28 protein-coding genes are annotated in these 26593 nt (G+C 26.1%); 17 read left to right on the top strand and 11 right to left on the bottom strand.

Going from position 1 to position 26593, the window contains the following annotated elements:
* Entirely contained in the window at nucleotides 1-999 is a 999-nt protein-coding gene (locus ACAN_RS12155) for a beta-ketoacyl-ACP synthase III (RefSeq protein ID WP_099333641.1), read from the top strand.
* Nucleotides 1000-1091: 92 nt separating this feature from the next.
* On the top strand, nucleotides 1092-1448 hold the full coding sequence (locus ACAN_RS12160) for a hypothetical protein (RefSeq protein ID WP_099333642.1): 357 nt from the start codon (nucleotides 1092-1094) through the stop codon (nucleotides 1446-1448).
* Here ACAN_RS12160 and ACAN_RS12165 read toward each other — a convergent pair.
* From ACAN_RS12165 to ACAN_RS12175, 3 genes are read right to left on the bottom strand one after another with little or no spacing between them, the layout of a single operon-like run.
* On the bottom strand, nucleotides 1445-1768 hold the full coding sequence (locus ACAN_RS12165) for a branched-chain amino acid transporter permease (RefSeq protein ID WP_099333643.1): 324 nt from the start codon (nucleotides 1766-1768) through the stop codon (nucleotides 1445-1447). The two genes, ACAN_RS12160 and ACAN_RS12165, sit on opposite strands and share 4 nt — an antisense overlap.
* Complete coding sequence (locus tag ACAN_RS12170) at nucleotides 1765-2448, bottom strand: AzlC family ABC transporter permease (RefSeq protein WP_099333644.1); 684 nt, start codon at nucleotides 2446-2448, stop codon at nucleotides 1765-1767. The genes ACAN_RS12165 and ACAN_RS12170 overlap by 4 nt, the downstream gene beginning before the upstream one ends.
* Complete coding sequence (locus ACAN_RS12175; protein WP_079577997.1) at nucleotides 2448-2888, bottom strand: hypothetical protein; 441 nt, start codon at nucleotides 2886-2888, stop codon at nucleotides 2448-2450. Before ACAN_RS12175 ends, ACAN_RS12170 begins: the two co-directional genes overlap by 1 nt.
* Before the next feature lie 43 nt (nucleotides 2889-2931).
* Here ACAN_RS12175 and ACAN_RS12180 point away from each other — a divergent pair, with 43 nt between their 5' ends.
* The gene (locus ACAN_RS12180; RefSeq protein ID WP_099333645.1) at nucleotides 2932-3573 is read left to right on the top strand and encodes a transglutaminase-like cysteine peptidase; all 642 of its coding nucleotides are present in this window, start codon (nucleotides 2932-2934) and stop codon (nucleotides 3571-3573) included.
* Here ACAN_RS12180 and ACAN_RS12185 read toward each other — a convergent pair.
* Nucleotides 3555-4130 (bottom strand): aminotransferase class IV, encoded by a 576-nt coding sequence (locus tag ACAN_RS12185; RefSeq protein WP_099333646.1) that lies wholly within the window; start codon nucleotides 4128-4130, stop codon nucleotides 3555-3557. The genes ACAN_RS12180 and ACAN_RS12185 overlap by 19 nt on opposite strands.
* Before the next feature lie 71 nt (nucleotides 4131-4201).
* On the opposite strand from ACAN_RS12185, the gene ACAN_RS12190 reads away from it, so the two are divergent.
* Nucleotides 4202-4966, top strand: a complete 765-nt coding sequence (locus ACAN_RS12190; RefSeq protein ID WP_099333647.1) for a hypothetical protein — start codon at nucleotides 4202-4204, stop codon at nucleotides 4964-4966.
* Between the two features lies 1 nt (nucleotide 4967).
* On the opposite strand, the gene ACAN_RS12195 is transcribed toward ACAN_RS12190, so the two are convergent.
* The 3 genes from ACAN_RS12195 to ACAN_RS12205 form a co-directional block, all read right to left on the bottom strand.
* The gene (locus ACAN_RS12195) at nucleotides 4968-6038 is read right to left on the bottom strand and encodes a Cj0069 family protein (RefSeq protein ID WP_165773041.1); all 1071 of its coding nucleotides are present in this window, start codon (nucleotides 6036-6038) and stop codon (nucleotides 4968-4970) included.
* Nucleotides 6039-6120: 82 nt separating this feature from the next.
* Complete coding sequence (locus ACAN_RS12200; RefSeq protein WP_099333649.1) at nucleotides 6121-7074, bottom strand: aminodeoxychorismate synthase component I; 954 nt, start codon at nucleotides 7072-7074, stop codon at nucleotides 6121-6123.
* Between the two features lie 7 nt (nucleotides 7075-7081).
* A complete protein-coding gene (locus tag ACAN_RS12205) occupies nucleotides 7082-7957 on the bottom strand; it encodes an aspartate carbamoyltransferase catalytic subunit (protein WP_099333650.1) in 876 nt (291 codons plus the stop codon).
* A 164-nt stretch (nucleotides 7958-8121) separates the two neighbouring features.
* On the opposite strand from ACAN_RS12205, the gene ACAN_RS12210 reads away from it, so the two are divergent.
* Genes ACAN_RS12210 through ACAN_RS12220 form a run of 3 tightly spaced genes read left to right on the top strand, consistent with a single transcriptional unit; the run spans nucleotide 8122 to nucleotide 12462 of the window.
* Nucleotides 8122-9315, top strand: coding sequence for an aspartate aminotransferase family protein (locus tag ACAN_RS12210; protein ID WP_099333651.1), 1194 nt, complete (start codon nucleotides 8122-8124; stop codon nucleotides 9313-9315).
* Nucleotides 9299-10480, top strand: coding sequence for a TolC family protein (locus tag ACAN_RS12215; protein WP_170233034.1), 1182 nt, complete (start codon nucleotides 9299-9301; stop codon nucleotides 10478-10480). The genes ACAN_RS12210 and ACAN_RS12215 overlap by 17 nt, the downstream gene beginning before the upstream one ends.
* 20 nt (nucleotides 10481-10500) lie before the next feature.
* Nucleotides 10501-12462, top strand: a complete 1962-nt coding sequence (locus ACAN_RS12220; protein WP_099333653.1) for a sensor histidine kinase — start codon at nucleotides 10501-10503, stop codon at nucleotides 12460-12462.
* A 70-nt stretch (nucleotides 12463-12532) separates the two neighbouring features.
* Here ACAN_RS12220 and pyk read toward each other — a convergent pair whose 3' ends face one another.
* Nucleotides 12533-13981 (bottom strand): pyruvate kinase, encoded by a 1449-nt coding sequence (pyk, locus tag ACAN_RS12225; RefSeq protein ID WP_099333654.1) that lies wholly within the window; start codon nucleotides 13979-13981, stop codon nucleotides 12533-12535.
* Between the two features lie 122 nt (nucleotides 13982-14103).
* Between pyk and ACAN_RS12230 the strand changes: the two genes are divergently transcribed.
* A complete protein-coding gene (locus ACAN_RS12230; protein ID WP_099333655.1) occupies nucleotides 14104-15102 on the top strand; it encodes an SAM-dependent methyltransferase in 999 nt (332 codons plus the stop codon).
* Between the two features lie 3 nt (nucleotides 15103-15105).
* Here ACAN_RS12230 and ACAN_RS12235 read toward each other — a convergent pair whose 3' ends face one another.
* Together ACAN_RS12235 and ACAN_RS12240 are read right to left on the bottom strand one after the other, a co-directional pair.
* Nucleotides 15106-15477: a DUF779 domain-containing protein gene (locus tag ACAN_RS12235; RefSeq protein ID WP_099333656.1), complete on the bottom strand. Its 372-nt coding sequence runs from the start codon at nucleotides 15475-15477 to the stop codon at nucleotides 15106-15108.
* A gap of 48 nt (nucleotides 15478-15525) precedes the next feature.
* Nucleotides 15526-17022 carry an aldehyde dehydrogenase family protein gene (locus tag ACAN_RS12240; RefSeq protein WP_099333657.1) on the bottom strand — a complete coding sequence of 499 codons (1497 nt, stop codon included), beginning with the start codon at nucleotides 17020-17022 and terminating at the stop codon, nucleotides 15526-15528.
* Nucleotides 17023-17194: 172 nt separating this feature from the next.
* Here ACAN_RS12240 and ACAN_RS12245 point away from each other — a divergent pair, with 172 nt between their 5' ends.
* The 4 genes from ACAN_RS12245 to ACAN_RS12260 all read left to right on the top strand — a co-directional run bounded on the left by ACAN_RS12245 (nucleotide 17195) and on the right by ACAN_RS12260 (nucleotide 20373).
* Nucleotides 17195-19108 (top strand): FIST N-terminal domain-containing protein, encoded by a 1914-nt coding sequence (locus ACAN_RS12245; RefSeq protein ID WP_099333658.1) that lies wholly within the window; start codon nucleotides 17195-17197, stop codon nucleotides 19106-19108.
* Entirely contained in the window at nucleotides 19089-19748 is a 660-nt protein-coding gene (locus ACAN_RS12250; RefSeq protein ID WP_079577637.1) for a response regulator transcription factor, read from the top strand. The genes ACAN_RS12245 and ACAN_RS12250 overlap by 20 nt, the downstream gene beginning before the upstream one ends.
* Nucleotides 19749-19828: 80 nt before the next feature.
* Nucleotides 19829-20029: a sulfur carrier protein ThiS gene (gene thiS / locus ACAN_RS12255; RefSeq protein WP_099333659.1), complete on the top strand. Its 201-nt coding sequence runs from the start codon at nucleotides 19829-19831 to the stop codon at nucleotides 20027-20029.
* An 11-nt stretch (nucleotides 20030-20040) separates the two neighbouring features.
* Nucleotides 20041-20373, top strand: coding sequence for a YraN family protein (locus tag ACAN_RS12260; protein WP_099333660.1), 333 nt, complete (start codon nucleotides 20041-20043; stop codon nucleotides 20371-20373).
* Nucleotides 20374-20408: 35 nt separating this feature from the next.
* On the opposite strand, the gene ACAN_RS12265 is transcribed toward ACAN_RS12260, so the two are convergent.
* Nucleotides 20409-22928 carry a methyl-accepting chemotaxis protein gene (locus ACAN_RS12265; protein ID WP_228150609.1) on the bottom strand — a complete coding sequence of 840 codons (2520 nt, stop codon included), beginning with the start codon at nucleotides 22926-22928 and terminating at the stop codon, nucleotides 20409-20411.
* Between the two features lie 268 nt (nucleotides 22929-23196).
* Between ACAN_RS12265 and ACAN_RS12270 the strand changes: the two genes are divergently transcribed.
* The 5 genes from ACAN_RS12270 to mqnE are packed head-to-tail and all read left to right on the top strand — an operon-like array spanning nucleotide 23197 to nucleotide 26554.
* On the top strand, nucleotides 23197-24288 hold the full coding sequence (locus tag ACAN_RS12270; protein ID WP_099333661.1) for an aminotransferase class I/II-fold pyridoxal phosphate-dependent enzyme: 1092 nt from the start codon (nucleotides 23197-23199) through the stop codon (nucleotides 24286-24288).
* Complete coding sequence (locus ACAN_RS12275; RefSeq protein WP_099333662.1) at nucleotides 24285-24524, top strand: hypothetical protein; 240 nt, start codon at nucleotides 24285-24287, stop codon at nucleotides 24522-24524. Before ACAN_RS12270 ends, ACAN_RS12275 begins: the two co-directional genes overlap by 4 nt.
* A 1-nt stretch (nucleotide 24525) precedes the next feature.
* Nucleotides 24526-25176, top strand: a complete 651-nt coding sequence (locus tag ACAN_RS12280) for a carbonic anhydrase (protein ID WP_079577643.1) — start codon at nucleotides 24526-24528, stop codon at nucleotides 25174-25176.
* Complete coding sequence (locus tag ACAN_RS12285; protein ID WP_079577644.1) at nucleotides 25166-25483, top strand: hypothetical protein; 318 nt, start codon at nucleotides 25166-25168, stop codon at nucleotides 25481-25483. Before ACAN_RS12280 ends, ACAN_RS12285 begins: the two co-directional genes overlap by 11 nt.
* A 9-nt stretch (nucleotides 25484-25492) precedes the next feature.
* Nucleotides 25493-26554 (top strand): aminofutalosine synthase MqnE, encoded by a 1062-nt coding sequence (gene mqnE / locus ACAN_RS12290; RefSeq protein WP_099333663.1) that lies wholly within the window; start codon nucleotides 25493-25495, stop codon nucleotides 26552-26554.
* Nucleotides 26555-26593: the final 39 nt, after the last annotated feature.

Raw genomic sequence — 26593 nt, forward strand, 5'->3', positions numbered from 1 at the left:
ATGGCTTACGCAGCTTTTAGATCTATTGGTGCATATATCCCGCCAAAGATTATGACAAACCAAGACTTTGAAAAAATCATTGATACAAGTGATGAATGGATCACTAAAAGAACAGGAATAAAAGAAAGAAGACTATCTGAAGAAAACGAAGCTTCTTCTGATTTAGGGGCAAGAGCAGCACAAGTTGCTATAAATAGAGCAGGAATTGCAAAAGAAGAGATTGATTTAGTAATCTGCGCAACTGTAACACCTGATTATTTATGTATGCCCTCAACTGCATGTTTAATTGCATCAAAATTAGATTTACCTCCTGTAATGGCTTATGATATTAGTGCAGCTTGTACTGGTTTTGTATATGCACTTTCTATTGCGAAAGCATTTATTGAATCTGGAATGAAAAAAAATGTCTTGATTATTGGGGCAGAAACTTACTCTTCTATTTTAGATTATACAGATAGAGCAACATGTTTTATATTTGGAGATGGTGCTGGTGCAGCAATTATTTCTGCTACAGATAATAAAGAAGAAGCTATCACAGATGTTAGTTGTTCAAGTGATGGAAATTATGATGATTTAATAAAAACACCAGGTGGTGGAAGTAAACATCCTTGCTCACAAGAAGTATTAGATAATAAAATGGCTTGTATAAAAATGAAAGGAAATGAAACTTTCAAACTAGCTGTAAAAACACTTACTTCAGATGTAAAAATTTTACTTGAAAAACATAACTTAACAAATAATGACATTACTCATTTTATTCCGCACCAAGCAAATTATAGAATTATAAAAGCTGTTGGTGATGCTTTAGGATTAGAAGAAGAGCAAATTGTAGTTACTGTTGATAAGTATGCTAATACATCAGCTGCTTCAATTCCAATGGCAATGAATTATGCTTTTGAACAAGGAAAAATAAAAAAAGGCGATACAATACTTTTTGATGCCTTTGGTGCTGGACTTACATGGGGAAGTGCACTATTTAAATTCTCACCAAAAAACTAGTAAAAGGGCTTTGCCCTTACTAATCTTACACTTTGTAATAAAATAATCAATCTATTAAAATTTTTTGTACAATTCTTTTTTAAGGAGTTAATATGATATTAGGAACATGTCCATATTGTAAAGGAAATGTAATTTCAAAAAAAATAACTGCACAAGGCAAAAAAATCAAACTATATACTTGTGAAAATTCAAAAAAAGAGTATGATGAAAGTGATTCATATGTATTTACAGCTGATTCTACATGTAGATTTAGAGTATATTCAAATGTCTTTTTAAAATGGAATAAGAGAAGTTTTTCTGAAAATGAGATGAAAAGACTATTAAAAGATGAACAAATAGTTATAAGATTACATGGAAGAAAAGGAACAAAAGAGTATTTTAAATATGCCATACCCCATGAAGAGTATGGAGTATCAATACTTTGGGATGAAGAAGTTGAAGAAGATTAATTAATATATTGAACTAAAGCCATATAAAAAATCGTTCCACCAAAAATTGAAATTAAATAATTTTTAATACTTAAATGCAAAAATGCCGTAAATACTACTGATAATATCTCTTTTAAGCCATGAGGATAAACAGCAAACTCAATATTTTTTAGAGTATAAACAATTAAAATAACCATTATAATTGCAGGAAAAAATCTCTCAATAAAAATAATTGAAGATGGCGGTTCTTTTTTAATAAAAAATATAAAAGGAAAAACCCTTGTAAAATAGTTTACTAAAGCCATAACTGCAATTGCTAAATATATCTCTATACCTGTCACTTTTCAATCCTTTTTCTAAAGAAAAACATCATTATTAAAGCTATAATAATAGATACAATTAACATCTTATCACTTGGTATAAAAATCAATGCAAAAATTGAAGAAATAGCTCCTATTAAAAAAGGATAAATATTTTTTAAGCTCTTATATTGCTCTATACATAAAACTACAAATAGTGCTGTTAAGGAAAACTCTAAACCTGCTGTATTAAAATTTATATATGAACCAATAACTGCCCCACTTGTACATCCTATAATCCAATAAAGTTGATTTAATAATCCTAAAAATAAATAATAATACTTTTTATTTAAACTCTCATCATCTTTTATTGTGGTTAATAAAGCATATGTTTCATCAGTTAAACTAAAGATTAAAAAGGGTTTTAATTTTCCACTATTTTTAAATCTTTTAAGCAAAGACAAGCCATAAAAAGATTGTCTAATATTTATAAACCAAGAAGCAATTGCAATATCAATAAGTCCAGCTTTTGCATTAAAAAAATTAATTGCAACAAACTGTAAAGCTCCCGCATAAATAAAAATTGACATAATTGGAGCTAAGTACCAAGGATAATCAAAACTTGTTAATAATAAACCAAAAGCAAAGCCTAAAACTATATAGCCCATAAGCACAGGAATAGAAATAGAAAAAGCTTTCTTAAGCTCTTTTTCGTATTTCATTATTTTATAAGATTTTTGTTTTTTGGATTATTTTTAAAAACGTTAAGCGATTTTTCTTTAGGATTTGAGTTAAATTTATCCACAGTTGCTAAAGGGTTTAGATATAAAATTGCATCATCAATAATTATTTGAAAAATTGAATGAAGTGGCAATTGTACTTTAGAACCAAAATTCTCACTTCCAAATCCTGCTTCAAAACTCATAATATTTCTATTGTTTATTTCAATTGTTGTATATGTATAGTTTGCTAATATATACAATGAAAATTTTGATAATTGAGATTTTATATTTTTAGGTAATTCTGGTGTAAACTCCATAGCATCTATATTTGCAGTTATTGCAAACTCTTCATTATTTTCAAGTAAATACTCAATAATATCTCTTATTTGTGAATTTATTAACTCTTTATAACTATCTTGTTCTATAATATTACTAATCATTAAAATTTATCCTTTTTTATAAATTAACTTGATATTATAACTTATGAAACAGATAATCTTACTTATTTTAATGCCTTTTTTTATACTTGATGCAAAAAACATCACTCTTTCTCAAGAAGAGTATAACAATATTTTAAAAAAGCAGAACTCCTCACAAATATCTGCAAGATTAGTAAAATATAAAAGACTACTTTCAAAAGCAAAAGATTTTTCAACTATAAAAAAATTATCATATACAAATAGTTTTTATAATAAAATTTTACCAATAAATGATGAAACCAAATATCAAGTTGATGATTACTGGGCTACACCAAAAGAGTTTTTGATTGAAGGAAGAGGTGATTGTGAAGATTATGCTATAGCTAAATATTTTACTCTATTGAGTTTAAAAGTAGAAAAAGAAAAGTTATTTCTTGCAGTTGTTAAAGTTAAAAATGCTACAAATTATCACATGATTTTATTATATATTGAAAATAAAAACTCTATGCCTTTAGTTTTAGATAACTTAAGCTTTAAAGTAGTTCCTTTAAATAAAAGACCTAAATTAAAAGTAAAATTTATTTTTAATGAAAAAGACTCTTTTATTTTAAAAAATAAAAAAATCTATAAAAAAGTAAAAGTTAATTGGGGAAAAGAGAATAAATGGGAAAATATTTTAAAAAGAGTTTATGAAAATAACGAATAATCTTCTAAAATATCAAAATCAATCATAGCATTTAAAAGTGCGATTTTTTTTGATTCTTTTAACATCTTTAATGTAATATCTGCCTCTTTTAAAAACCCACTATTTATATATCTTTGTCTTGTTGTTCCATTTAATAAAGGTTTTTTAGGAGTAATCCAACTATTATCATAATAAATTGCAATATTTGCAATTGAAGTATCAGTTAATAAAGAGTTTTTAAATATCATTATTTCATCACATGACTCTTTTTGTTCAAAGAGCTTATTTAAGGAATCTCTATTTAAATATTTTTTTGAATACTCAATTTTATCATTTTTTATTATTTTAAAATTTCTTATATCTTTCTTTTTGTACTCAAAATATTTAATATCTATGATCTCATCACTATTATAAACTATTTTACATCTTAATAGTTTTTCATTTAAAGGAGTTATATACTCACTTAAATCAAAATTTTTTGCAATTGTTTTTGCGATTCTTTTATTATGGTATGTTAAATTAAATACTTCATAGTCTTCACATTTTACTGTTTCAAAATAGTTTATTGCTTCACTCATATAGTTATTATTTAATCCTTACTTTTTTTTCTTTTGTTATAATAACAAAAAAAATTTTAGGATAACTAAAAGTGGTAGAAATAAAAAAAACAATTAAAAAATATGATAATTTTGAAGATACATACAAACAAGGTTATATTGGTTTACCAAAAGGATTTGAGGGAATAAAAGAGCCTATGTTCTTAACTATCAAAGATTTTAAAAAAAAATTCAAATCACTTAAAAATAAGAAAAAATATCCAGTTTTATTTTATATGCATGGTTCAGTAGGACTTGCATATGGAAAAAAATACAAAGATGCTGTTTTAAAAGAGAATTTTATTTTCTTTGCCCCAAACTCATATAAATTAAAAGATAGACCAACATATAAAACACCTACTAAAATTCAAAACTACGAACAAGTACATAAAGTAAGAGTTGCAGAAATTTTTTATAATATAAAAAGACTTAAAGAGTTTAACTTCTTAGATTTAAAAAATATTTATTTAATGGGAAGTAGCGAGGGAGCATTAGCAGCTGCACAATACAAAGGAAAAGAGTTCAAAGGAAGAATAGTTGCAGCATATGCATGTGAAAATGGATACTACAGTCGTGACTTTAAAATAGGTGCACGAAAAAAAGACCCTTTTTTAAATATAATAGGAACACATGACCAATATTTTGGAAAATACTCTCCATATGAAGAGAACAACAATAATGGTCATTGTGCAATGGCACTACTTGAATTTAAAAATGCTAAAGTTGTTTTACTCCCTAAAACAAAACATAATGTAATTGAAAATAAATATACAATTCCTGAAGTTGTTAATTTCTTAAAATTTCATACTAGCAAGTAATTTAACTTACTGCTTGTGAAATTAAACTATTATCTAAATCTTCAAAAATTGAATTTTTTTTAAAAACTTTTGCTACTTCTTTTGCATACTCTAAATGTGTTGTTATACCAACACAAGAACAATTCATCTCACTTAGAACATAAATATCATTTTGGTTCTCATCATAATCTAAAATATAATCCATAGTCCATAAAAGTGGGAAATCATGACCTTTGCAATATGGTTTGATATCTTTTAAACCTTTTAATGTTAGATTAATTACATCTTTCCATTTTGCTTCATTTGGTGATTCATAATTATATTGTGCCCCTGAAAAAAGTGTTGCAGAAAACTCACCATCTTGTGGTTTTTTATGAACTACTGAGATAGGTTCACTATTTACTAATAAAACTCTAATTTCACCTTCATTTATTCTTTTTAAATATTTACAAGAAACAAAACCTTTTTTTTCTTTAAAATAGACTGCACTTTCATTCTCTTCTTCAAATTTCCATGAAAAATCAGTTATAAAATCATCTAAGGTTTTAAAATATGTTTTTTCATTATTAACAGCTTCTGTGCAAGTTACACTATTATCTTCATTTAAACAAACTAAGTAAACACCCTCACCTGTTGAACCATAGTTAGTTTTTAAAACTCTTATCTTATCTTCTTTTAAAACATAAGGGAAGCTTCTTTGAAAATCATCAAACTTTTGATAGAACATAGTGCTTTTTTCACCTAAGTAAGTATCTTTAAGTTTGTAAAGTATATCTTTAAAATCAAGGTTAATCATAACATCAGGGTGAGTATGAACATCAATATTTTCTTGGCTAAGTTTATTTAAAAATTGAAAATACTCATCTATTTCTTTTAAATTACCTGGATTTATTCTACTAATAACTGCAACTGCATGCTTTTTTAAATACTCAAAAAGTTTTTGCTTTTTATTTGGAACATAAAAAACAACTTCTGTGTCATATGAAGTAGCTTCTTCAATCTCATTTAAAATAGGCTTAGTATCAGGTCTAAATCCATCAAAACCTTTATCACTTCCAACTGCGTACTCAATAATAAAAACTTTACTTCTCATATATGTCTCCTGTAACATATTTAATGCTTAATTATAAATTATAGTAATTTTATAATATAATAGTTACAGAATAATTACAGATTTAAGAGGGAATATAGATTTTATCTTGTAATTCTTCATACTCTAATTTTATATCTGAATCACAAGTAATTCCACCTCCACTTTTATAATAATAGATATCTTCAATTTTTTCGATAAATCTAATAAGTACAAAACTATAAAGCGAAGTTCCATCATAAATACCTGCTATGCCAGTATAATAATCTCTTTTATAGTTTTCAATTTCATCAAGAATTTGTACAGTTTTTTTCTTAGGAGTTCCAGTTATTGATCCAGCTGGTAAAAGTGAAGTTAAAATATCTCCAATTTTTTTATGCCAATCTTTTTTTAGTTCACCAGAAATTCTAGAACTTATTTGTAAAAGTTCTTTTTCTCCTGCATTTATTTTCTCACAATATCTAAACTTATCAACTCTTACTTTTGAAGAGACAATTGATAAGTCATTTCTTAACAAATCAACAACCATTGTATGCTCAGCCATCTCTTTAGTATCGTTAAGGATTTTTGTTTGGGCATTAGGAACTTTTGCATCAATAGTGCCTTTCATAGGATAAGTATAAATCTTATCTTTTTTTATTTCTATAAATTTTTCAGGAGAAAAACATACAAACTCATCTTTATATTTTAATTTAAATAAAGCCTGAGCTTTTTTATAAATCTCATCTAAACTCAAAGAAGTATCAATCTTAGTTTTAAAAGTAAGATTTAATAAATAAGAATTTCCTTCTTTTATATGATTTTGTATGGAAGTAAAAGCTTTTTTGTAAGCACTATAATCTATTGGAAATTTTGATAAAGTAATCTTTTCAAGGCTTTTAAAATTACTATTTTTTGATAATTCAAATTTGATATCATTTGGCAATTCATTTAGTTTATAAATTTCATATCTTGATAAATCATATGATATCATAAAAAAAAATGGCTCATTTAATGAGCCATTTTTATTTAATTGGTCTTTAATTATTTCTTTTTTCAAATAATATTTACTTTATTAATTTCTTTAAAATTGCCATTCTAATAGCAACACCATTTTTAACTTGCTCTAAAACTTTACTTCTTGAATCTTGCAACATCTCATCACTAATATCAATATTTCTATTTACTGGACCTGGATGTAATAAAACAATATCTCTATTTCCAAAAACATCTTTTGTGATACAATAATCTTTTGCATAATCATTTAATGAAGTAAAATATATCTCATTATGTCTTTCTAGTTGTGTTCTCAAACTCATTACTACATCAACTTCATCAATTATTTCATTCAAATTATCATATTGTTTAAATTCATCATTTTCATATTTAAAGCAATCAGGAGCAACAAAACAAACATCCATTCCAAATCTTGGAAGAAGTTTTTTATTAGACCCTGCAACTCTTGAACTTTTTACATCTCCAATTATTGCTACTTTTTTACCTTCTACATTTGCATTGAAATGCTCATACATTGTGAAAAAATCTAATAATGCTTGTGTTGGGTGTTCATTTTTACCATCACCTGCATTTATAACAGGACAATCAACATACTCAATCAATGTTGCTGGTAAGCCACACTCACTATGTCTAATAGTAATAGCATCAGGTCCCATTGCATTTATATTTGCAATAGTATCAAAAATTGTCTCACCTTTATTTCTTGAACTTTTCCCTACATCTAAAGAGATAACTTGAGCTCCTAATCTTTTAGCTGCCATTTCAAAAGCACTTCTTGTTCTAGTTGAGTCTTCAAAAAACAAATTTACAATAATTTTACCTTTTAAAACCTCATTACTTTGCATATCTAAAAATATTCTAGCATCGTTGAAAAGTTCTAAAATCTCTTCATTAGAAAAGTCTGAAATAGATGTCAAGTGTTGCATTTTCTTCCTTTAATTTTAGTTTTGATTATATCTAAAAGCAATTGAAAAATAGAATATGAAAAAACATAAATTGAAAAAAAATGATTTTTTTTGATTAACAATTTGTTCAATAAAATTAGATATAATCTATTTTAAAGTTAAAATTAACATTAACAGGAAAAAAAATGTCAGAAGAGTTAAAAAACATTGATAAAAAATATGTTTTAAACACATATTCAAAAGATTATGTAAATTTTAAAAGTGGTATAAATGCTACTTTATTTGATGATAGTGGCAAGGACTATATAGATTTCACTTCAGGTATTGGAGTAGTATCAGTAGGACATGGGAATAAACAAGTAGCAGATACAATATATAAACAAGTAAGCAATATTACTCATACTTCAAATCTTTATATGATTGAACCTCAAGTAAAATTAGCCCAACAAATAGCTAAACTTAGTGGATATGATGTTGGAACTTTTTTTGCCAATAGCGGTGCTGAAGCCAATGAGGGTGCAATTAAAATTGCAAGAAAATACGGTGAAAAAAACTTTGAAAAGAAAAGATACAAAGTAATTACACTAGAGCACTCATTTCATGGAAGAACTATAACTACTGTTAAAGCAACAGGACAAGATAAGTTTCATGCTCCACACTTTGCTCCATATCCTGATGGCTTTTCTTATGATAATACAATTGATGATATTTATAATTCAATTGATGATGAAACAGTTGCAGTTATGATTGAGTTAGTTCAAGGAGAGGGTGGAGTTCAGCCTTTTGATAAAAAAGATATTCAAGAATTAGCAAAATTTTTAAATGATAATAAAATATTATTAATAGTAGATGAAGTACAAACAGGAGTTTATAGAACAGGAGAGTTTTTAGCTTCAAATCTTTATGAAATTCAACCAGATATTATTACTTTAGCTAAAGGTTTAGGTGGTGGTATTCCTATTGGAGCAGTTATTACTAAACATAAAGATATTTTTGAACCAGGAGATCATGGTTCAACTTTTGGGGGAAATTATTTAAGTACAGCAACTGGATTAGAAGTTTTAAATATTTTAGAAGATTATAAAGTAAGTGGAAAACTAGATGAAGCAATTATATATTTTGAAGAGAAATTAGATAGTTTATACAAAAAATATTCAAATCTATTTTTAGAAAGCGTTGGATTAGGTTTAATGAGAGGACTTAGAGTAAAAGATGAAGAAACTTTAACTTCTATAGTATCAAAAGCTTTTGAGAATGGTGTTTTAGTCTTAAAAGCTGGAAAAAATACATTAAGACTTCTACCTGTTCTTACAATTTCTAAAGAAGAGATTGATGAAGGTTTTAAAAGGTTAGGTGATGCCCTTGAAGAAATCTCTTAGAAAAGGGCTACTTTTTAGTAGTCTTTTACCTATAATTTTAAGTGCAAATGCAGATGAAAATATATTATCACAAGATAGGCTAAAGCAGTTTGAATTAAGTAAAAAAAAGGTAATTGAAGATAGTAGCAAGTTAAAAAAAGATTGGATTAATCCTATTACTTTATCATATACAAAGATTGATGGAGAGTACACTGACTCAGAAAAAAGTGTAATTAGAGTTGACCAACCAATCTTTAAAAGTGGTGGTATTTATAAAGCTATTAAATATGCCAATGCAAATGAAAAATATTCAAATTTAGATATAGATTTACAAAGAAAAAATCTAATAAAAGATGCCTATGAAACTCTTTATAATATAAATAAAATTGAGTTTGAAATAAAAAAAGCAAATTATGTTGTAAAAAATGCGCAAATTGATGTAATAAGAAAAAAAGAACAAGTATTAAATGGCTTTTTAGATACTTCTTTTTTAGATAATGCAATTTTAGATGCCAATACTGCTAAAAAGAATCTAATAGATTTAAAATATCAAAAAAATGAGCTAATCAATAGTTTTAATAATCTTGCAAGTAAAGATTATAAGCTTTTTTCTCTTCCTACTTTTGAGCTTGTAAGTAAAAAAGAGTTTTTAAATAAAAACCTTGAATTATCAAAAGCAAAAGCAGATATACAAACTAAATATGAATATAAAGGCATGACTTTAGCTAAATATTTACCAACAGTTAGTGCAACTTTTGACTATACAAAAAATCATAAGTTTACTCCTACAAATGCAAATACAAATGATGATTCAGTACATAATGTAGGAATATCAATATCAATGCCACTTGATGTTAGAACATTCAATGATATAGAATCAACACAAATTGATTATTTAAAAGCTAAATTATCTTTGAAAAATAAGATTTTAGAAGAGCAAAATTTCTTTAAAACAAAACTTGAAAAAATAAAAACAATAGAAGAAAAGATAGAAATTACAAAAGATGATTATGAACTTTATAACTCATTACTTGATACAATAGTTGAAGAGAAAAATGCTGGATTAAAAACAAAAAGTGATGTTGATACATTATTAAACTCATCTATGGTAAAAAAAATTGAACTTAAAGTTTATGAATTAGAAAAACAAATAGAATTATTAAAACTTTATGCTAAAATAGAATAGCTATTAACGTAGGAGGATTTATGTTCAATAGTAGATTATTATTAACTTATTGGATTATAATTCTTCCAATTATTACTATCTTTATCACCTCTTTTTTATTTACTTACAAATTTATAAAATATGAAAAAGTAAAATTCGAACAAGAAAATAAACAACTTGAAAAAAACTATACAAAAGAGATAAAAGAAAGAACAAAAAAACGTATTCAAAGAGTTATAAGAATAATTGAAACAAATATTGAAATAACTAAAAATGAAGAAAAAGAGAACTTAAAAAATATAGTAAATATAGCACATAAAACAATAAGAGAAACTTTTGAAAGATACAAAAATAGTTTATCAAAAGAAGAAATACTAAATGAAATAAAAAAGCAATTAGAACATCATAGATTTTACAATAATCAAAGTGGATATTTTTTTATTATTGATTTAAATAATACTGTGATAATGCAACCTCAAATTAGAAGCCACGAAAAACTAAAATTAGATGATATTCAAGATATTAAAGGAAAGTTTTTTATAAAAGAGTTAACTAATATTGCAAACTCAAAAAAAGAAGGCTTTAGCACTTGGTATTGGACTAAACCTAAAGAGAATGAGCATAAAAAAAAGATTGGCTTTATAAAAGTTTTTGAACCTTTAAATATTTATATAGGAACTGCAAGATATGAAGAAGATATTAATAATAAAATAAAAAAAGATGCTTTGAAAATTATTTCATCTATTAAATATGGTAAAGATGAATATCTTTTTGCTTTAAAACAAAATGGAGTTACAATATCACATATAAATAAAGATTTTATTAATGTTTCTTTTTCTAGTTTATCTAAAATTGAACAAAAAATTATAAAGAATATTATATTAGAAGCTAAAAAAAGTAATGGTGGTTTTATATATTATACACCTACTAGTTATAATTTAAAAGAGAATATTTCAAAAAAGATATCTTATGTATCCATAATACCTTCTTTAAATTGGATAATTGGTACAGGACAATATACAACAAAAATAGATAAGCAAATAAAACAAAAAAAACTTTTATTAATAGAAAAACTAAACAATACAATAAACTCAATAATATTAGTAGCTACAGTAATTACTATTATTTTAATTTTAGTTATGACATTAATTGCAAGAAAAATACAATCAAAAATTTTAGAATATGAAAAAGAGTTAAACCAAAAGAATCAAAAATTAAAAGAACTAAATGAAAATTTAGAAAAAAAAGTTCACTTGCAAACTCAAAAAAATCTAGAAAAAGATCAAATACTTCATCACCAATCAAAACTTGCTTCCATGGGTGAAATGATAGGAAATATTGCACATCAATGGAGACAACCACTAAGTGCAATTAGTACAGCTGCATCTGGAATAAAGCTACATGATGAAATGAATATATTAAAAAAAGATATTATGCATGACTCTTTAGATGCTATTATCTCAAATACAAAACTTCTTTCAAATACAATTGATGATTTTAGTAATTTTTTCAAAAAAGACAAAATAAAAACAGAGTTTGATGTAAATAAATCAATATTAAGAGTATTAAAACTTATAAGTGCAAATTTAAAAAATAAAAATATTGAAATAATAAATACTACAAAACAGTGCAATATTTATAATTTAGAAAATGAATTAATCCAAGCACTTTTAAATATTATCAATAACGCAAAAGATGCACTAGTTGAAAATGATAACTTAAAAGAGAAATATATTTTTATTTCACAAGAAGAAGACAATACTCAAGTAATTATAAAAATAAAAGATAATGCAGGTGGAATTAATGAAGAAATAATAGATAAAATTTTTGAACCATACTTTACAACAAAATTCAAATCACAAGGTACAGGAATTGGATTATATATGTCTCAAATAATAATTGTAAATCATATGAATGGAGAATTAAATGCAGCAAATAAAGTTTTTGAATATAAAAATAAATCTTATAAAGGTGCAGAATTTACAATAGTTTTAAAAAAATAGAGTTTGTTAAATTAAAACCTACCTTTATTAAAAATATAATTCAAGGTAGGTTAAAAAAGTAGAGTTTAAATTATAATTTTTTACTTGGTAAACTTAAATAATATTTAATTTCACTTTGTGTTAAAATTTTAATCGTATTTGTGCTTCCTGGTGTTCCTACTGGATATCCTACAGTTGCAACATAAGGTCCTGTTTTGTCAAGTAAGCCTTTTTCATCAAGTGTCTTAAGCATTTTTTGAAACATTTTAGACGCTTGAGACTCTTTAATTGTACCAATTGGATAAATACCCCATACAGCAGTTAATGAACTTAATATTCTTTTTTTATGTGCAAAAGTATAAATTTTAGTTTTTGGTCTATATCTTGACATTCTAATAGCAGATTGTCCTGAGCTTGTTAATGCTAAAATACCTTTTGCATTTATATCATCAGCTAACTTTGTAACAGTTGCTTGTATAACATCAAACTCATCAATATAATGCATTTTTGATTGTTTATCAAAAGCATAAATCTCTTCTGTTTTAGAAATAATATTTTTCATTGTTTTTACAACATTTATTGGGTCTTCTCCAACTGCACTTTCTTCACTTAACATAACAACATCAGTTCCATCTAAAACTGCATTTGCCACATCAGAAATTTCTGCTCTTGTTGCTCTTTCATTTTGTGTCATTGATAAAAGCATTTGTGTTGCAGTAATTACTGGTTTACAAGCAAGATTTGCTTTATGAATAAGATTTTTTTGAATTGTAGGTACTTCATAATAAGGAACTTCAATACCTAAATCTCCCCTTGCAACCATAAGTCCATCACTTGCTTCTAAGATTTCATCAATATTTTCAACAGCATCAAATTTCTCAATTTTTGCAATTAATTTACCTTTATAGTTACCAAGAAGTTTTCTAGCATTTTCCATATCTTTTTTATTTTGTACAAATGAAATAGCAAAATAATCAACTTTATTTTCTACTCCCCATTTTATATCTTCTTCATCTTTTTTCGTAATTACATCAATATCAATTACAGTATTAGGAAAATTCACACCTTTTCTTGAACTTAAAACTCCATGATTTTCTACTTTAGCTTTTATCTCAATTCCTGTTTCAATAACTTTAGCTCTAATAGTTCCATCATATAAGTAAATATATTCACCCTCTTTTACTTTATCAAGTAATTCTGGATAATTTATAGATACAACATAACTTTTATTACTCTCTTTATATCCTAAGATATCTTCTTTTAGAAAAGTTATTATATCTCCACGATGAAGTTCAAAAGGTTCTTTTATATCTCCAATTCTTACTTTTGGTCCAGAAATATCTTGTAATATACCTACTGTTTTATCTAAGTTTTTCATAGCTGTTTTTATATTTTTCAATGTTTGTAAGTGATACTTATGATCACCGTGCGAAAAGTTTAATCTAAACATATTAGCACCAGCTTTAATAAGCCCTTCAATTACCTCAACACTATCACTTGCTGGCCCTAAAGTTGCTAAAATCTTAGTTCTTTTTATCATGGGCTTCTCCTTTAATAATTTGTTTTCTTTGTAGTATTATACCTAAAATCTATTACATTGAAGTAACACTTTAATTAATGATAATAAAAACAATCTAACATAGTTTTAGATAGAATCTTAAAATGAAAAAATTCAATGATTATATGAACTCATGGCTTTATGAAAAAGATGGTTATTATACAAAATACAAACAAATAGGAAAGCAAGGAGATTTCTTTACTTCTGTATCTACAAGTAGCTTTTTTGGTGGAGCAATAGCAAATAAAATAGTATCTTTAATAAAAGAAAAAAAATTAGTCAAAAGTACATCAATTGTAGAGATTGGAGCGCACCATGGATATTTACTTGCTGATATAATACAGTTTATATATACTCTTGATTCAAAGCTTTTAAAAACTCTAAATTTTATAATTGTTGAAAGATTTGAGTCTTTACAAAAAATACAAAAAGAGTATTTACAAGACTGTTTTGGTGATGAAATAAACTTAAGCTTTTATCAAAGTATTGAGGAAGTAAGACTAAAAGAAGCATTTATTGTTGCAAATGAGATTTTTGACGCTTTTGCTTGTGATTTAGTATATACAAAAAATAATACTTTGCAACAAGCTTTTATAAAAGAACATAAGATTATATTTGAAAAGTGTACAGATGAAAAGATATTGAGTCATTGTAAAAAATATAATATACAAAAAGGCGAAGTCTGTTTAGAATATAAAAGTTTTGTAGATTCAATTATAAATAATATTGATGATTTTTATTTTTTAACTTTTGATTATGGAGATAAACTTGTAAGAAATGATTTTTCTTGTAGAGTATATAAAAACCACAAAGTTTTTCCTATCTTTGAGCAAGATTTAGATTTAAAATCCTTATATAAAAATAGCGATATAACATATGATGTTCATTTTAACTACTTAAGTGATTTATTTGGTAGTTGTGAAAATGTTAATTTTAATACACAAGCAAATAGATTAATTGATTTTGACATTACAAAACTTTTAGAGATTTTAAAGCAGCATGTTTCAAATGATACTTATTTAAAAGAAGTTCAAAAGGTTAAATTACTAATTGAACCAACAGGTATGGGAGATAGATTTAAGTCTTTATTTGTAAGAAAATAAAGACTATTTAGCATCTTCTAAATTTCTATACTCTTCATCTGTAAAGATTCTTGATATAGTTAAAAACTGATAACCTAAATCTATTTCTAAAGAAAAAGAGTTACCAAAAGCTGTCTCTTTTTTCACATCAATAGTTATATGTGAATGTTTAAAGTATTCAAACTGATCTTTATCCATAAAAAATTCACACCCACAAATTTCACCAAGTTTTACATTTCTACTTGGAACATAAAAATCATCTTTTGCATAACACATAGGTGCTGTTCCATCGCAACATCCACCACTTTGATTAAATACAAGTTCTCCATGCTCTTTTTTAAGTTTTTCAATAATCTCACAAGCTTTTGAAGTTACATCAACTCTTTTTACTTCCATGATCTCTCCTTTATTTCATAGGGATAAAGCCCCTATGAATAATATCTATTAAAAGAATCCCATTGCGTTTTTGCTATAAGAAGTTAAGATATTTTTTGTATGTCTATATGAATTTAACATCATCATATGTGTTTCTCTACCAATACCTGATTTTTTATACCCACCAAATGAAGCATGTGATGGATACATATGATAACAATTTACCCAAACTCTACCAGCTTGAATTCCTCTACTTACTTTATGTAATTGGTGTGCATCTCTTGACCAAACACCTGAACCCAATCCATAAACTGTATCATTTGCAATCTCTAAAGCTTCTTCTTCATCTTTAAATGTAGTTACAGCTAATACAGGTCCAAAAATCTCTTCTTGGAAGATTCTCATTTTATTGTGACCTTTAAAGATTGTTGGTTTAATATAGTTTCCATTAGGGAATGTTTTACTCTTATACTCTTCACCACCAATTAATAACTCTGCACCCTCTTCTTTACCAATTTTAATATACTCTAAAATTTTCTCTTTTTGAGAAACAGAAGCTTGTGCACCCATCATATTATTTGGATCTAATGGATTATCTTGAGTGATTTTTTCTACTCTTTCAAGAACTCTTTTCATAAATGGTTCATAAATTGATTCTTGAATTAATGCTCTTGATGGACAAGTACAAACTTCACCACTATTAAATGCAAATAAAACTAAACCTTCAATTGCTTTATCAAAAAATTCATCATCTGCATCCATGATTGATTCAAAGAAAATATTTGGTGATTTTCCACCTAATTCCAATGTTGAAGGAATAATATTTTCAGTTGCGTATTGCATAATTAACTGACCAGTTGTAGTTTCACCAGTAAAGCCAACTTTTTTAACATCGGGATGAGTAGAAAGAGCTTTTCCAATTTTTCCACCTGCACCATTTATAATATTAATTGCACCTTTTGGTAATACATCTTGAATTACTTCCATAAGTAATAAAATTGACATTGGTGTAGCACTTGCTGGCTTCATTACAATACAATTTCCAGCAGCTAATGCAGGTGCTAATTTCCACGCTGCCATTAATAATGGGAAATTCCATGGAATAATTTGTGCAACAACTCCATATGGTTCAGTAATCTCTTGAGATACAGTATCTTGGTCTAAATCAGATACACTTCCAGATTCACCTCTAATAACAGAAGCAAAATATCTAAAGTGATCAACTACTAAAGGAAGATCTGCATTTAATGTTTCTCTAACTGTTTTACCATTATCTAAAGTTTCTGCAACAGCAAGTCTTTCTAAATTTGCTTCAATTGCATCTGCAACTTTATTTAACATTGTACTTTTTTCTATAACTGAAGTATTTTTATAAGTTTCAAAAGCTTTCTTTGCAGCACTTACAGCAAGCTCAACATCCTCTTCATTTGATCTAGGAATTCTTGTAAGTACTTCTCCATCTACAGGTGAAGTATTATCAAAATATTCCCCACTTTTTGGAGCAACCCACTCTCCACCAATAAAATTTTCATATTGTTCTTTAAATGTTGGTTTTGAATATGCCATATTTGTCCTTTAAATTTTTTTGTAAAGGAAATTCTACAAGAAAAGTATAGCATGAGTTTAGCTTTAAAATAGCAAGAAAATAGCGTTCTATAAATGCCTATTTAAAGGCTCTTTGGCAATGTCTTTTAAAAAGATTTATTAAAAACTTTTATTTTTATGATAAAATCTATCTATGAAAACATATAATTTTAGTATTGATAATCAAAATATAAACAATATAATCAACTTTTCAAAATTTAAAATATATGAAAATATTTTAGTACAAATATTTTGTGGAGACTCCAAACTTCAATATTACACAAATGAAATTTTAAAAAACCTACCAAATGCCAAATGTATTGGTGCAACAACAGATGGTGAAATCATTGAAAACAAAGTTACAACAAACAACACTATCATAAGCATTTCAATATTTGAAGACACATCTATTAAAGCCAATTACAGCATAATAAAAGACTCTTTTAAAAATGGTCAAGATTTAGCAAGAAAACTAATATCAGAAGATACAAAACTTCTTATTACTTTCACAGATGGAACAATTACAAATGCAGAAGAGTTTTTAAAAGGAATTGAATCTATAAATAACAAAGTTATTATTTGTGGTGGAATGGCAGGAGATAATAGTGAATTTATTCAAACATATATCTCTTGTAATGAAAAAATATTTAAAAGAGGGTCTGTTGCAGTTGCTTTAAATTCAAAAATATTAAAAGTATATAATGATTATAGGTTTAACTGGTCAACAATTGGAGTTGGTCATACAATTGATAAAGTAAAAGATAATAGAGTTTATAGTATCTCAGGTATGAAACCAACAGATTTTTATGCAAAATATTTAGGGCAAGAAGTTGCAAAAGAGCTTCCAAGTACAGGTATTGAGTTTCCATTGATTATTGAAAATGGCTCACTAAAAACTGCAAGAGCAGTTTTGAAAAAACACAAAGATAAAACTCTTAGTTTTTCTGGAAACTTTAAAGAAGGTGATATTGTAAAACTAGGTTTTGGAAATGCAGAGATGATTATGCAAAACCCAATAAATGAATTAAAAAATCTACTTGAAGAGTTTAAACCAGAAAGCTTTTTTTTATACTCATGTATGGCAAGAAGAAGATTTATGCCAAACTTTATAAATGTTGAGATTGAACCTTTTTCAAATATAACTTCAACAAGTGGATTTTTTACTTATGCAGAGTTTTTTCATAACAAAGGGCACAATGAACTTTTAAATCAAACTCTTACTATCATTGCATTAAGTGAAAATATCAATAATGAAAAAATAAAAATTAAAGAGTTTGATAATAAAAGTGATACTAAATATGCAAGAACAATAAAAGCACTTGCGCACTTAATAGAACAATCTTCACAAGATTATGATGTACAAACAAAGAAATTACATAAACAAAAAGCATATTCAAATAGACTCTTAGCATCACAAAGACAATTTTTAAGGCATGCAATACATGAAACAAATACTCCTTTATCAGTAATTATGGGCAATATTGAGCTTTATGAGATGATTAATGGTAAAAATGAATATATTTCAAATATCGAAGTTGCCATGAAAAACATCTCTTCTATTTATGATGATCTTAGTTTTTTAATAAAAAAAGACCAATTAGTGTATAATAAAATTCAAATTGATTTAGTTGATTATATTAGAAGCAGAATTGATTTCTTTTCACAAGTTGCACTGCAAGTGAAGTCCAATTTTATTTTAAATACAAATCAAGAAACAATGCCAATATTTTTTAGTGAATCAAAACTACAAAGAATTATTGATAATAACCTAACAAATGCAATTAAATATACTTATGAAAATGAAAATATCTATATTGATTTAAAAAATGAAGACAATAATTATATATTAAGTATATCAAGTCACTCTTGTGTAATTCAAGACCCTAAAAAAATTTTTGAAGAGTACTACAGAGAAGAAAAAACTAAAAAAGGTTTGGGTTTAGGTTTAAACTTAGTAAAAAAAGTTTGTCAAGAAGAGAATATTCAAATTGATGTTATTTCAGACAAGAATAATACTTGTTTTACATATACTTTTAAAGGAGAAGCTAGTGAAAATCTTACTACTTGAAGATGACATTATGCTTAATAATGCAATAAAACAGTATTTGGAATCAGTAGGTCATGCAATAGTTTCTACAAGAGATGGGCGAGAGTGTCTTGAAATAGTAGAGAAAAAGAAGTTTGATTTACTTATTTTAGATATAAATGTTCCAAATATTGATGGACTTACTATTCTTGAAGTACTACATGAAAAGAAAAAAGCAGTTCCAACTATTTATATATCTGCTTTAATAGATATTGAAGATATATCAAAAGCTTTTAATATAGGATGCAATGACTATTTAAAAAAACCTTTTCATCTAAAAGAGTTACATTTAAGAATTAATAGACTTTTACAAAATAAAGTTATTCCCTTACAACATAAAAGATTATCTAATTACTATAGTTTTGATTTAGAAACAATGACTTTATACTTTAACAATGAACCTCATATTCTGCCTAAAAGGCAACTTCTAATAATCGCTTTACTTGCAAAAAATAGAAGTTTAGTTGTAAATTATGATATGTTTAGAACATATGCATACGAAGATGAAGATATAGATATAGGGACAATTAGAGCAGAAGTAAATAGAGTAAAAAAGGTTCTAAAAGAAGATTTTATTATAAATGTTAGAGGTGTTGGATACATGGTAGAAAGACCAAATTAGAAAACTATTTAGCAAATTTTTTTGATTAACAATAAAGATTAATTAGCTAAAATTTTATGTAAATTATCAAAAGGTTTAAAATGATACTTATAATTAATGGAGAAAAAAAAGAGTTTGAAGAGAATATCACTCTAATTGAAATAATGAAATCTTTACAAGTTGAAGATAAAGTTATGGCAGCTGCTGTTAATATGGAAATTGTAAAAAAAGATCAATGGAATAGTTATACTTTAAATAACGAAGACAAATTAGAGTTACTACAGTTTGTTGGTGGTGGGTGATAGGCAAAACTTTGAGTAAAAACAAAGGAAATTTAGCTGAAAATAAAGCTTGTGAATTTTTAATATCACAAGGCTTTAAAATAATTGAAAAAAACTTTTATGCCAAAAAGCTTGGTGAAATTGATATAATTGCAAAAAAAAATAATATATATCATTTTTGTGAAGTAAAATCAGCAAACGATTATGAAACTGCTGTTAACAATATGACTAAAAGCAAAATTTCTAAACTTACAAGAAGCATTGATTATTATTTACAAATTAAAAATCTAAACACAGCTTATACTTTAGATGCAATTATTGTTGTTGATGAAGAAATTACACATTTGGAAAATATTACCTTTTAAGTATAAAGCAAAGCTTTATACTTTTAATTTCAACTTCAATTTTTACCTTTAAACTCTTTTTCATTTGTTTCTTCTACTATTTTTCTAGCAACTCCATCTGTTTCCATAGCAATCTCTTGTGTTTGTGTTGCTATTGAAGCATTTTTTTGTGTTTGTTGATCAAGCATTGTTACAGCATCATTTATCTGTTCAATTCCACTTTTTTGCTCTTTTGAAGCAGCATTAACTTCATTAATTAAGATAATAGTTTCATTAATATTTTCATTTAATGACTTATATCCCTCAATCATTTTTGTTGCAATATTTTTACCTTCATTTGCTTTAAGTGCTGCACTTTCAACTATACTTTTAATCTCAGTTGCAGCTTCAGCACTTCTATTTGCAAGATTTCGCACTTCTGCTGCTACAACTGCAAAACCTTTTCCAGCTTCACCAGCTGTTGCTGCTTCTACTGCTGCATTTAAACTTAAGATATTTGTTTGAAATGCTATTTGGTCAATTACTGTAATTGCTTGAGCAATTGATTGTGTTTGCTCATTTATCTCATCCATTGATTTAGTTGTTTCAAAAGCCATTTTTTCACCTGCATTTACAGAAGTAGTTAGCATCTTTGCATTGTCATCCATTTTTTGAACACTATTTGAATTATTAATTACTGTACTTGTTATCTCTTCTAATGCAGCTGCTGTTTCTTCCAAACTTGCAGCTGCTTCATTTGCACTAATACTTAAAGTATCTACATTTGACAATAATAAATTAGAACTATTTTTTAAACTTTCTCCACTACTTTTATTTTCTACAAGCATAGAAGTTATTGAATCTCCTAAATTATTTATTCCACCAATTAATTGTGCGAGTTCACCTTTTAACTCTTTTTTATCAACACTATTTAAATAGTTATAGTTTGAGTACTCACCTAAGACATTTAGAATATTTTCAAAATTTCCTTCTAAATTATCAAGCATACTATTTATAAGATTTTTTAACTCATTTAAACCTTGATTATTTGAATTAAGATTTATTCTACTTGTTAATACGCCTGAGTTTACAATATTTATTACATTACTTGCATCACTAATTAATGCTTTTTCTTCTTCTAATCCTATCTTTACTTTTTCAATATTATTATTTACTTCTTTTGCCATCATTCCTATTTCATCATTTGATGAGATTTTCAGTTTTTCAATATCATCTGCTTGTTTATTTAAATATTTAAAAAAGCCCAAAAGTGATACTTGAAAACTTTTAAGAGGTTTTACTATTATTTTATTAATAAAAAATAGTATAACAGCTGATACTAAAATAATTATTGAAATAGATATAATAGTAATTAAATTTCTTAAATTATATGCTGGTGCTAAAGCTTCTGATTTATCAATTTCTGCTATAACCGCCCAAGAAGTAGTTGAAAAAATATCAATTTTACTAGCTATACTTAAAACTTCAATACCTCGATAATCTTTAATAATACTTTTAAAAGTACTATCATCATCCATGCTATTTAAAGCATCTTTAGCTGAAGTTGTTTTTATTTCCCAAACACCAATTGTAGAATTTAATTCTTGTACTATTTTATCATCAATTGATTTTATAAATCTTGAGTTATTTCTCATTTTATAATCACTACCAACTAAATAAACTTCTCCACTTTCACCTAAACCTGCGTCTTCATACTTTCCTTCTAAAGCCATTATTGAATTAATTCTATCAACTGGCATTTGAAAAATAAGTACTCCTTTTTTCTCATTATTTATATATATAGGTGTTGCAATAAAAGAAGCTGCCAAATTATAACTTGGTTCATAAGGAGCAAAGTCTTCAAAAGCCAATTCATCTTTATTTAAATTTAGTGCCTTTTGGTATACTTTTGCAATTCCAGTATTATTGTATACTCCTGTTTTTAAGTTTGTTGCAAAATCTTTTTCTTTAAAATCTGTATAGATTAGATTTCCATTTAAATCTACCATGAAAATATCATATAAACCAAATTCTGTTAAAAACTTATCAAAACTTTCGTGATATTTTTTGTGCGCACTCATATAAGAAGAATCATATTTACTATTGTAAACCAAAGAGTTCTTTTCACCCAAGCTCTCTTTATTATCTGTAATAAAGATATATTGAGCAATTAAAGCACTATTTAGTGTAGGTAAATAGTTTTCAATAGGTTTTTTAAATTGTGAGTTTGGGACATTATAGTTTACAGAATTTAGATAATTTTTAGTAAAATCTTTTTTTAATTGATTTTTAACTTCATTAATATCTAAAGTTGTCTCTTCTTCTAATTTATAAAAGCCACTTTCAAAGTCTGTAAAAGATTTTTTAGTAATTTCAGAATTAGCAAGAGAAATTAAAAGAGATTTTAAAGATATAAAATAATCAGATACCTCTTTTTTCTTAGCAGTTTTTAAAGCTTTTAATTTATTAAATTCTGCATTTAATAAAGCCTCAGTTGCTTTATTTACAGATATTACTGTAATTAATGTACCTAAAAAAATCAATGCAATTACTATTGCAATTGTAAGTTTTGTTTTTATATTTATATTTTTAAACATCTTCAATCCTTTCTTTTATTGAAAAATTGTATCATCTAATGGTAATAAAAAAGTATTATTTTTAATTAAACAATAATTTATGCTCTTCTTTTTACAATAAATACATTTTTTAAGAAAGTTATTGATTTAAGTAAGATAATTAAATAGAGCTTCTAAAATTAGCACAAACTATTATAATCTTGCACTATTATAAAACAGTATCACATAAAAAAATTTAAGTGAAATTTAGATATTTTTAAATATAATACTAAAACTTTTAGGAGATGCCTTGTATTCTAAAGAACTTAAATCTATTAAAAAATCTAATCGTTTTAGAACAAGAGAGATTTTTGATGAAAGTCTAATTGATTTGGCTTCAAATGACTATTTAGGGCTTACTGCAAATAAACTACTTTTTCAAAAAGCTTATGAAAGAGTTTTGGAAGAAAACTACACAGCACCAAAAGCTTCTCAATTAGTAAATGGCTATAATAAAATTCATAAAGAGTTTGAAACCCTACTTTGCAAAGCAAATAAATTTGAAAGTGCAATTACAGTTGGTTCTGGTTTTTTAGCTAATATTTCACTTATTGAAGCACTAGTTAGAAAAAAAGATAGACTTTTTATAGATGAACAATATCACGCAAGTGGAATACTTGCAACTAAACTTTTAAATAAAAATCAAGTAATAACTTTCAAACACAATGATATTGATGACTTAAAACAAAAATTCAAAGAGTTTTCAAACTCCAGAAATATTATAGCAATTGAAGGTGTTTACTCTATGCAAGGAGATTTAGCACCAAAAGAGATTTTTGATTTTGCTGATGAAGAAAAAGCTTTACTTATTGTAGATGAGGCTCATTCAAGTGGAGTAATAGGAGAAAATTTATTAGGTATTTTTGATTACTATAAAATTCAGCCAAAAGAAAATCATATAAAAATGGGAACTCTTGGAAAAGCTTATGGAAGTTATGGTGCTTATATTTTAGGAAGTTTTCATATAATTGAGTATTTACAAAATAGAGCAAAAGCAATTATTTACACAACAGCTCCCTCACTATTTGATATTAGCTTAGCTTTACAATCTTTAAAATATATTTTAAATAATAAAGTAAATTTAAACTCTTCTATAAAAACAAGACTTAGTATTGTAAAAGATGTATTAAATATAAACGCAAATAGTTTAATTATTCCAATTGACATAGGTGATAATAAAAAAGTTTTAGAAATTCAAGAAGAACTTAAAAAACATGGTTTCTTAGTTGGTGCGATACGTCAACCTACAGTAAAAAGTGCAATTATTAGACTTATTGCAAAAATTGATATTAATGAGAAAAATTTAAAGTTTGTATGTAACTTTTTAAAGGAGAATAGATGAAAAAAATAGTTTTACTTTGTTTTATCACACTTTTCACTTATGCTAAAGACAATATAATACAACCTAAAAAATGTGAGATTGTAAAGCTTTCAAATTTTACAACTTTAGTTTCTTGTCATAAACTTGATTATATAGTTCAAACTAAACAAGCAAGAAGAGATGATGAAGATAATATAGAACAAATAACTGTTTTAACAAAACAAGACAGCAAAATTATAATAAAAAAAAGAGACTAAAATGCAAGAGTTAATAAAAGGGAATAAAAGATTTAGAGAGAAAAAATTCCCAGAATTAAAAGAGAATGTTGAAAAATTAGTAAAAGATGGTCAAAAACCTGAAGTTTTATTTATTGGATGTTCAGATAGTAGAGTTACTCCTGATATAATGCTTGATGTTAATCCAGGGGATATGTTTATTTTAAGGAATGTTGGTAATTTTGTACCTCCTTTTAAGTGTGATGAAGATTATCATGGTAGTGCTGCTGCTATTGAATATGCTGTTTCAGTTTTAGAAGTTAAACACATAATAGTTTGTGGTCATTCTCATTGTGGTGCGTGTCAAAGTTTATACACTGAAATTCCTTTAGAAAAAGAGAAAGTTGTTCATGTTAAAAAGTGGTTAGAGCTAGGTTCAAAAGCAAAAGAGAGAACATTAAGCTTAATTAAAGACCCAAATGATAAAGAAAAACTTTACAGACTAACTGAAAAAATATCTGTAACTTATCAATTAAAGAATTTATTAACATATCCTGATGTAAAAAGAAGGGTTGATAATGGAAGTTTACAAATACATGGATGGTATTATAAATTAGAAGATGGTTCAATTGATTGTTATGATCAAGAAACTCAAAAATTTAAGAATTTAGAAGAGTGTATAAATGGAAAATGAAGTCAGAAAAATACCAAAAAAAAGTAAAATCATAATCTTAATTTTAGCTCTAATTGCTATTATATGCTTTTTATTGTTAACTTACTTAAAAGAGTTAAAAGTAACAGGGATTTTAAACTCTCTTGGCTATAAACAAATTAGTAATGTAACTGTAATAAATAAATTAAGTGTTGAGAACAAAGAGACAAGAAGAAAGGGTTCAGTTTATAAAATCCTTTTTTATAATGATAAAACAAATCAAGAGTGTATTGGTTTTTTACATAAAGATAGTTCAAATCAATATTACGAAGACTTTGATTGTAAATAGTAGGTATAAATGAAAATATTAGAAAAATTAGAAAATAATGAAAGATTAGATTACGAAGATGCATTAAAACTTTACGATTTAGATTTTTTTGATCTTGCTTTTTATGCAAATAAAAGAAGAGAAGAAAAGCATGGTAAAAAAACATATTTTAATATAAATAGACATATAAATCCAACAAATATCTGTAAAGATGTTTGTCAATTCTGTGCATATAGTGCAAGTAGGAAAAATCCTAGTCCATATACTATGAGTCATGAAGAAATTTTAAATGTAGTTGATAATTCATCAAAAAATGGAATTAAAGAAGTTCATATAGTATCAGCTCATAATCCAAATACAGGTTTACAATGGTATTTAGATGTATTTAAAAAGATAAAAGATAATTTCCCAAATATTCATATAAAAGCGTTAACAGCAGCTGAAATTCACTTTTTAGCAACAGAATATAACCTAAGCTATGAAGATATTATAAATAAAATGCTTGAACATGGTGTTGATTCAATGCCAGGTGGTGGAGCTGAAATATTTGATGAAAAGATAAGAAAAAGAATTTGTGGTGGAAAAGTTACTTCACAACAATGGCTTGAAATTCATAAACTTTGGCATAAAAGTGGAAAGAAAAGTAATGCAACTATGTTATTTGGACATATTGAATCAAGAGAACATAGAGTAGATCATATATTAAGATTAAGAGAATTACAAGATGAAACAGGTGGGTTTAATGCTTTTATTCCTCTTGTTTTTCAAACTAAGAATAACTATTTAAAAGTTAAAGAGCCAATTACAGGACAAGAGATATTAAAAACATATGCTATTGCTAGAATTTTGCTTGATAATATTCCAAATATCAAAGCTTATTGGGCAACTTCAACAGTAAAGCTTGCTTTAATAGCTCAAGAGTTTGGTGCAAATGATTTAGATGGAACAATAGAAAAAGAGTCAATACAAAGCGCTGCAGGTGCTCAAAGTGCTCATGGAGTACAAGTTCAACAGTTTGTTGATTTGATTAAAAACTCTGGATTTACTCCAGTTGAAAGAGACTCAATTTATAATGAACTAAAAGTTTGGTAAATGATTTGCTAGAATAAAATAATTCTAGCAAATTAATTT

The organism is Malaciobacter canalis, assembly GCF_008000835.1.
In the GTDB taxonomy this organism is placed as follows: Bacteria; Campylobacterota; Campylobacteria; order Campylobacterales; family Arcobacteraceae; genus Malaciobacter; species Malaciobacter canalis.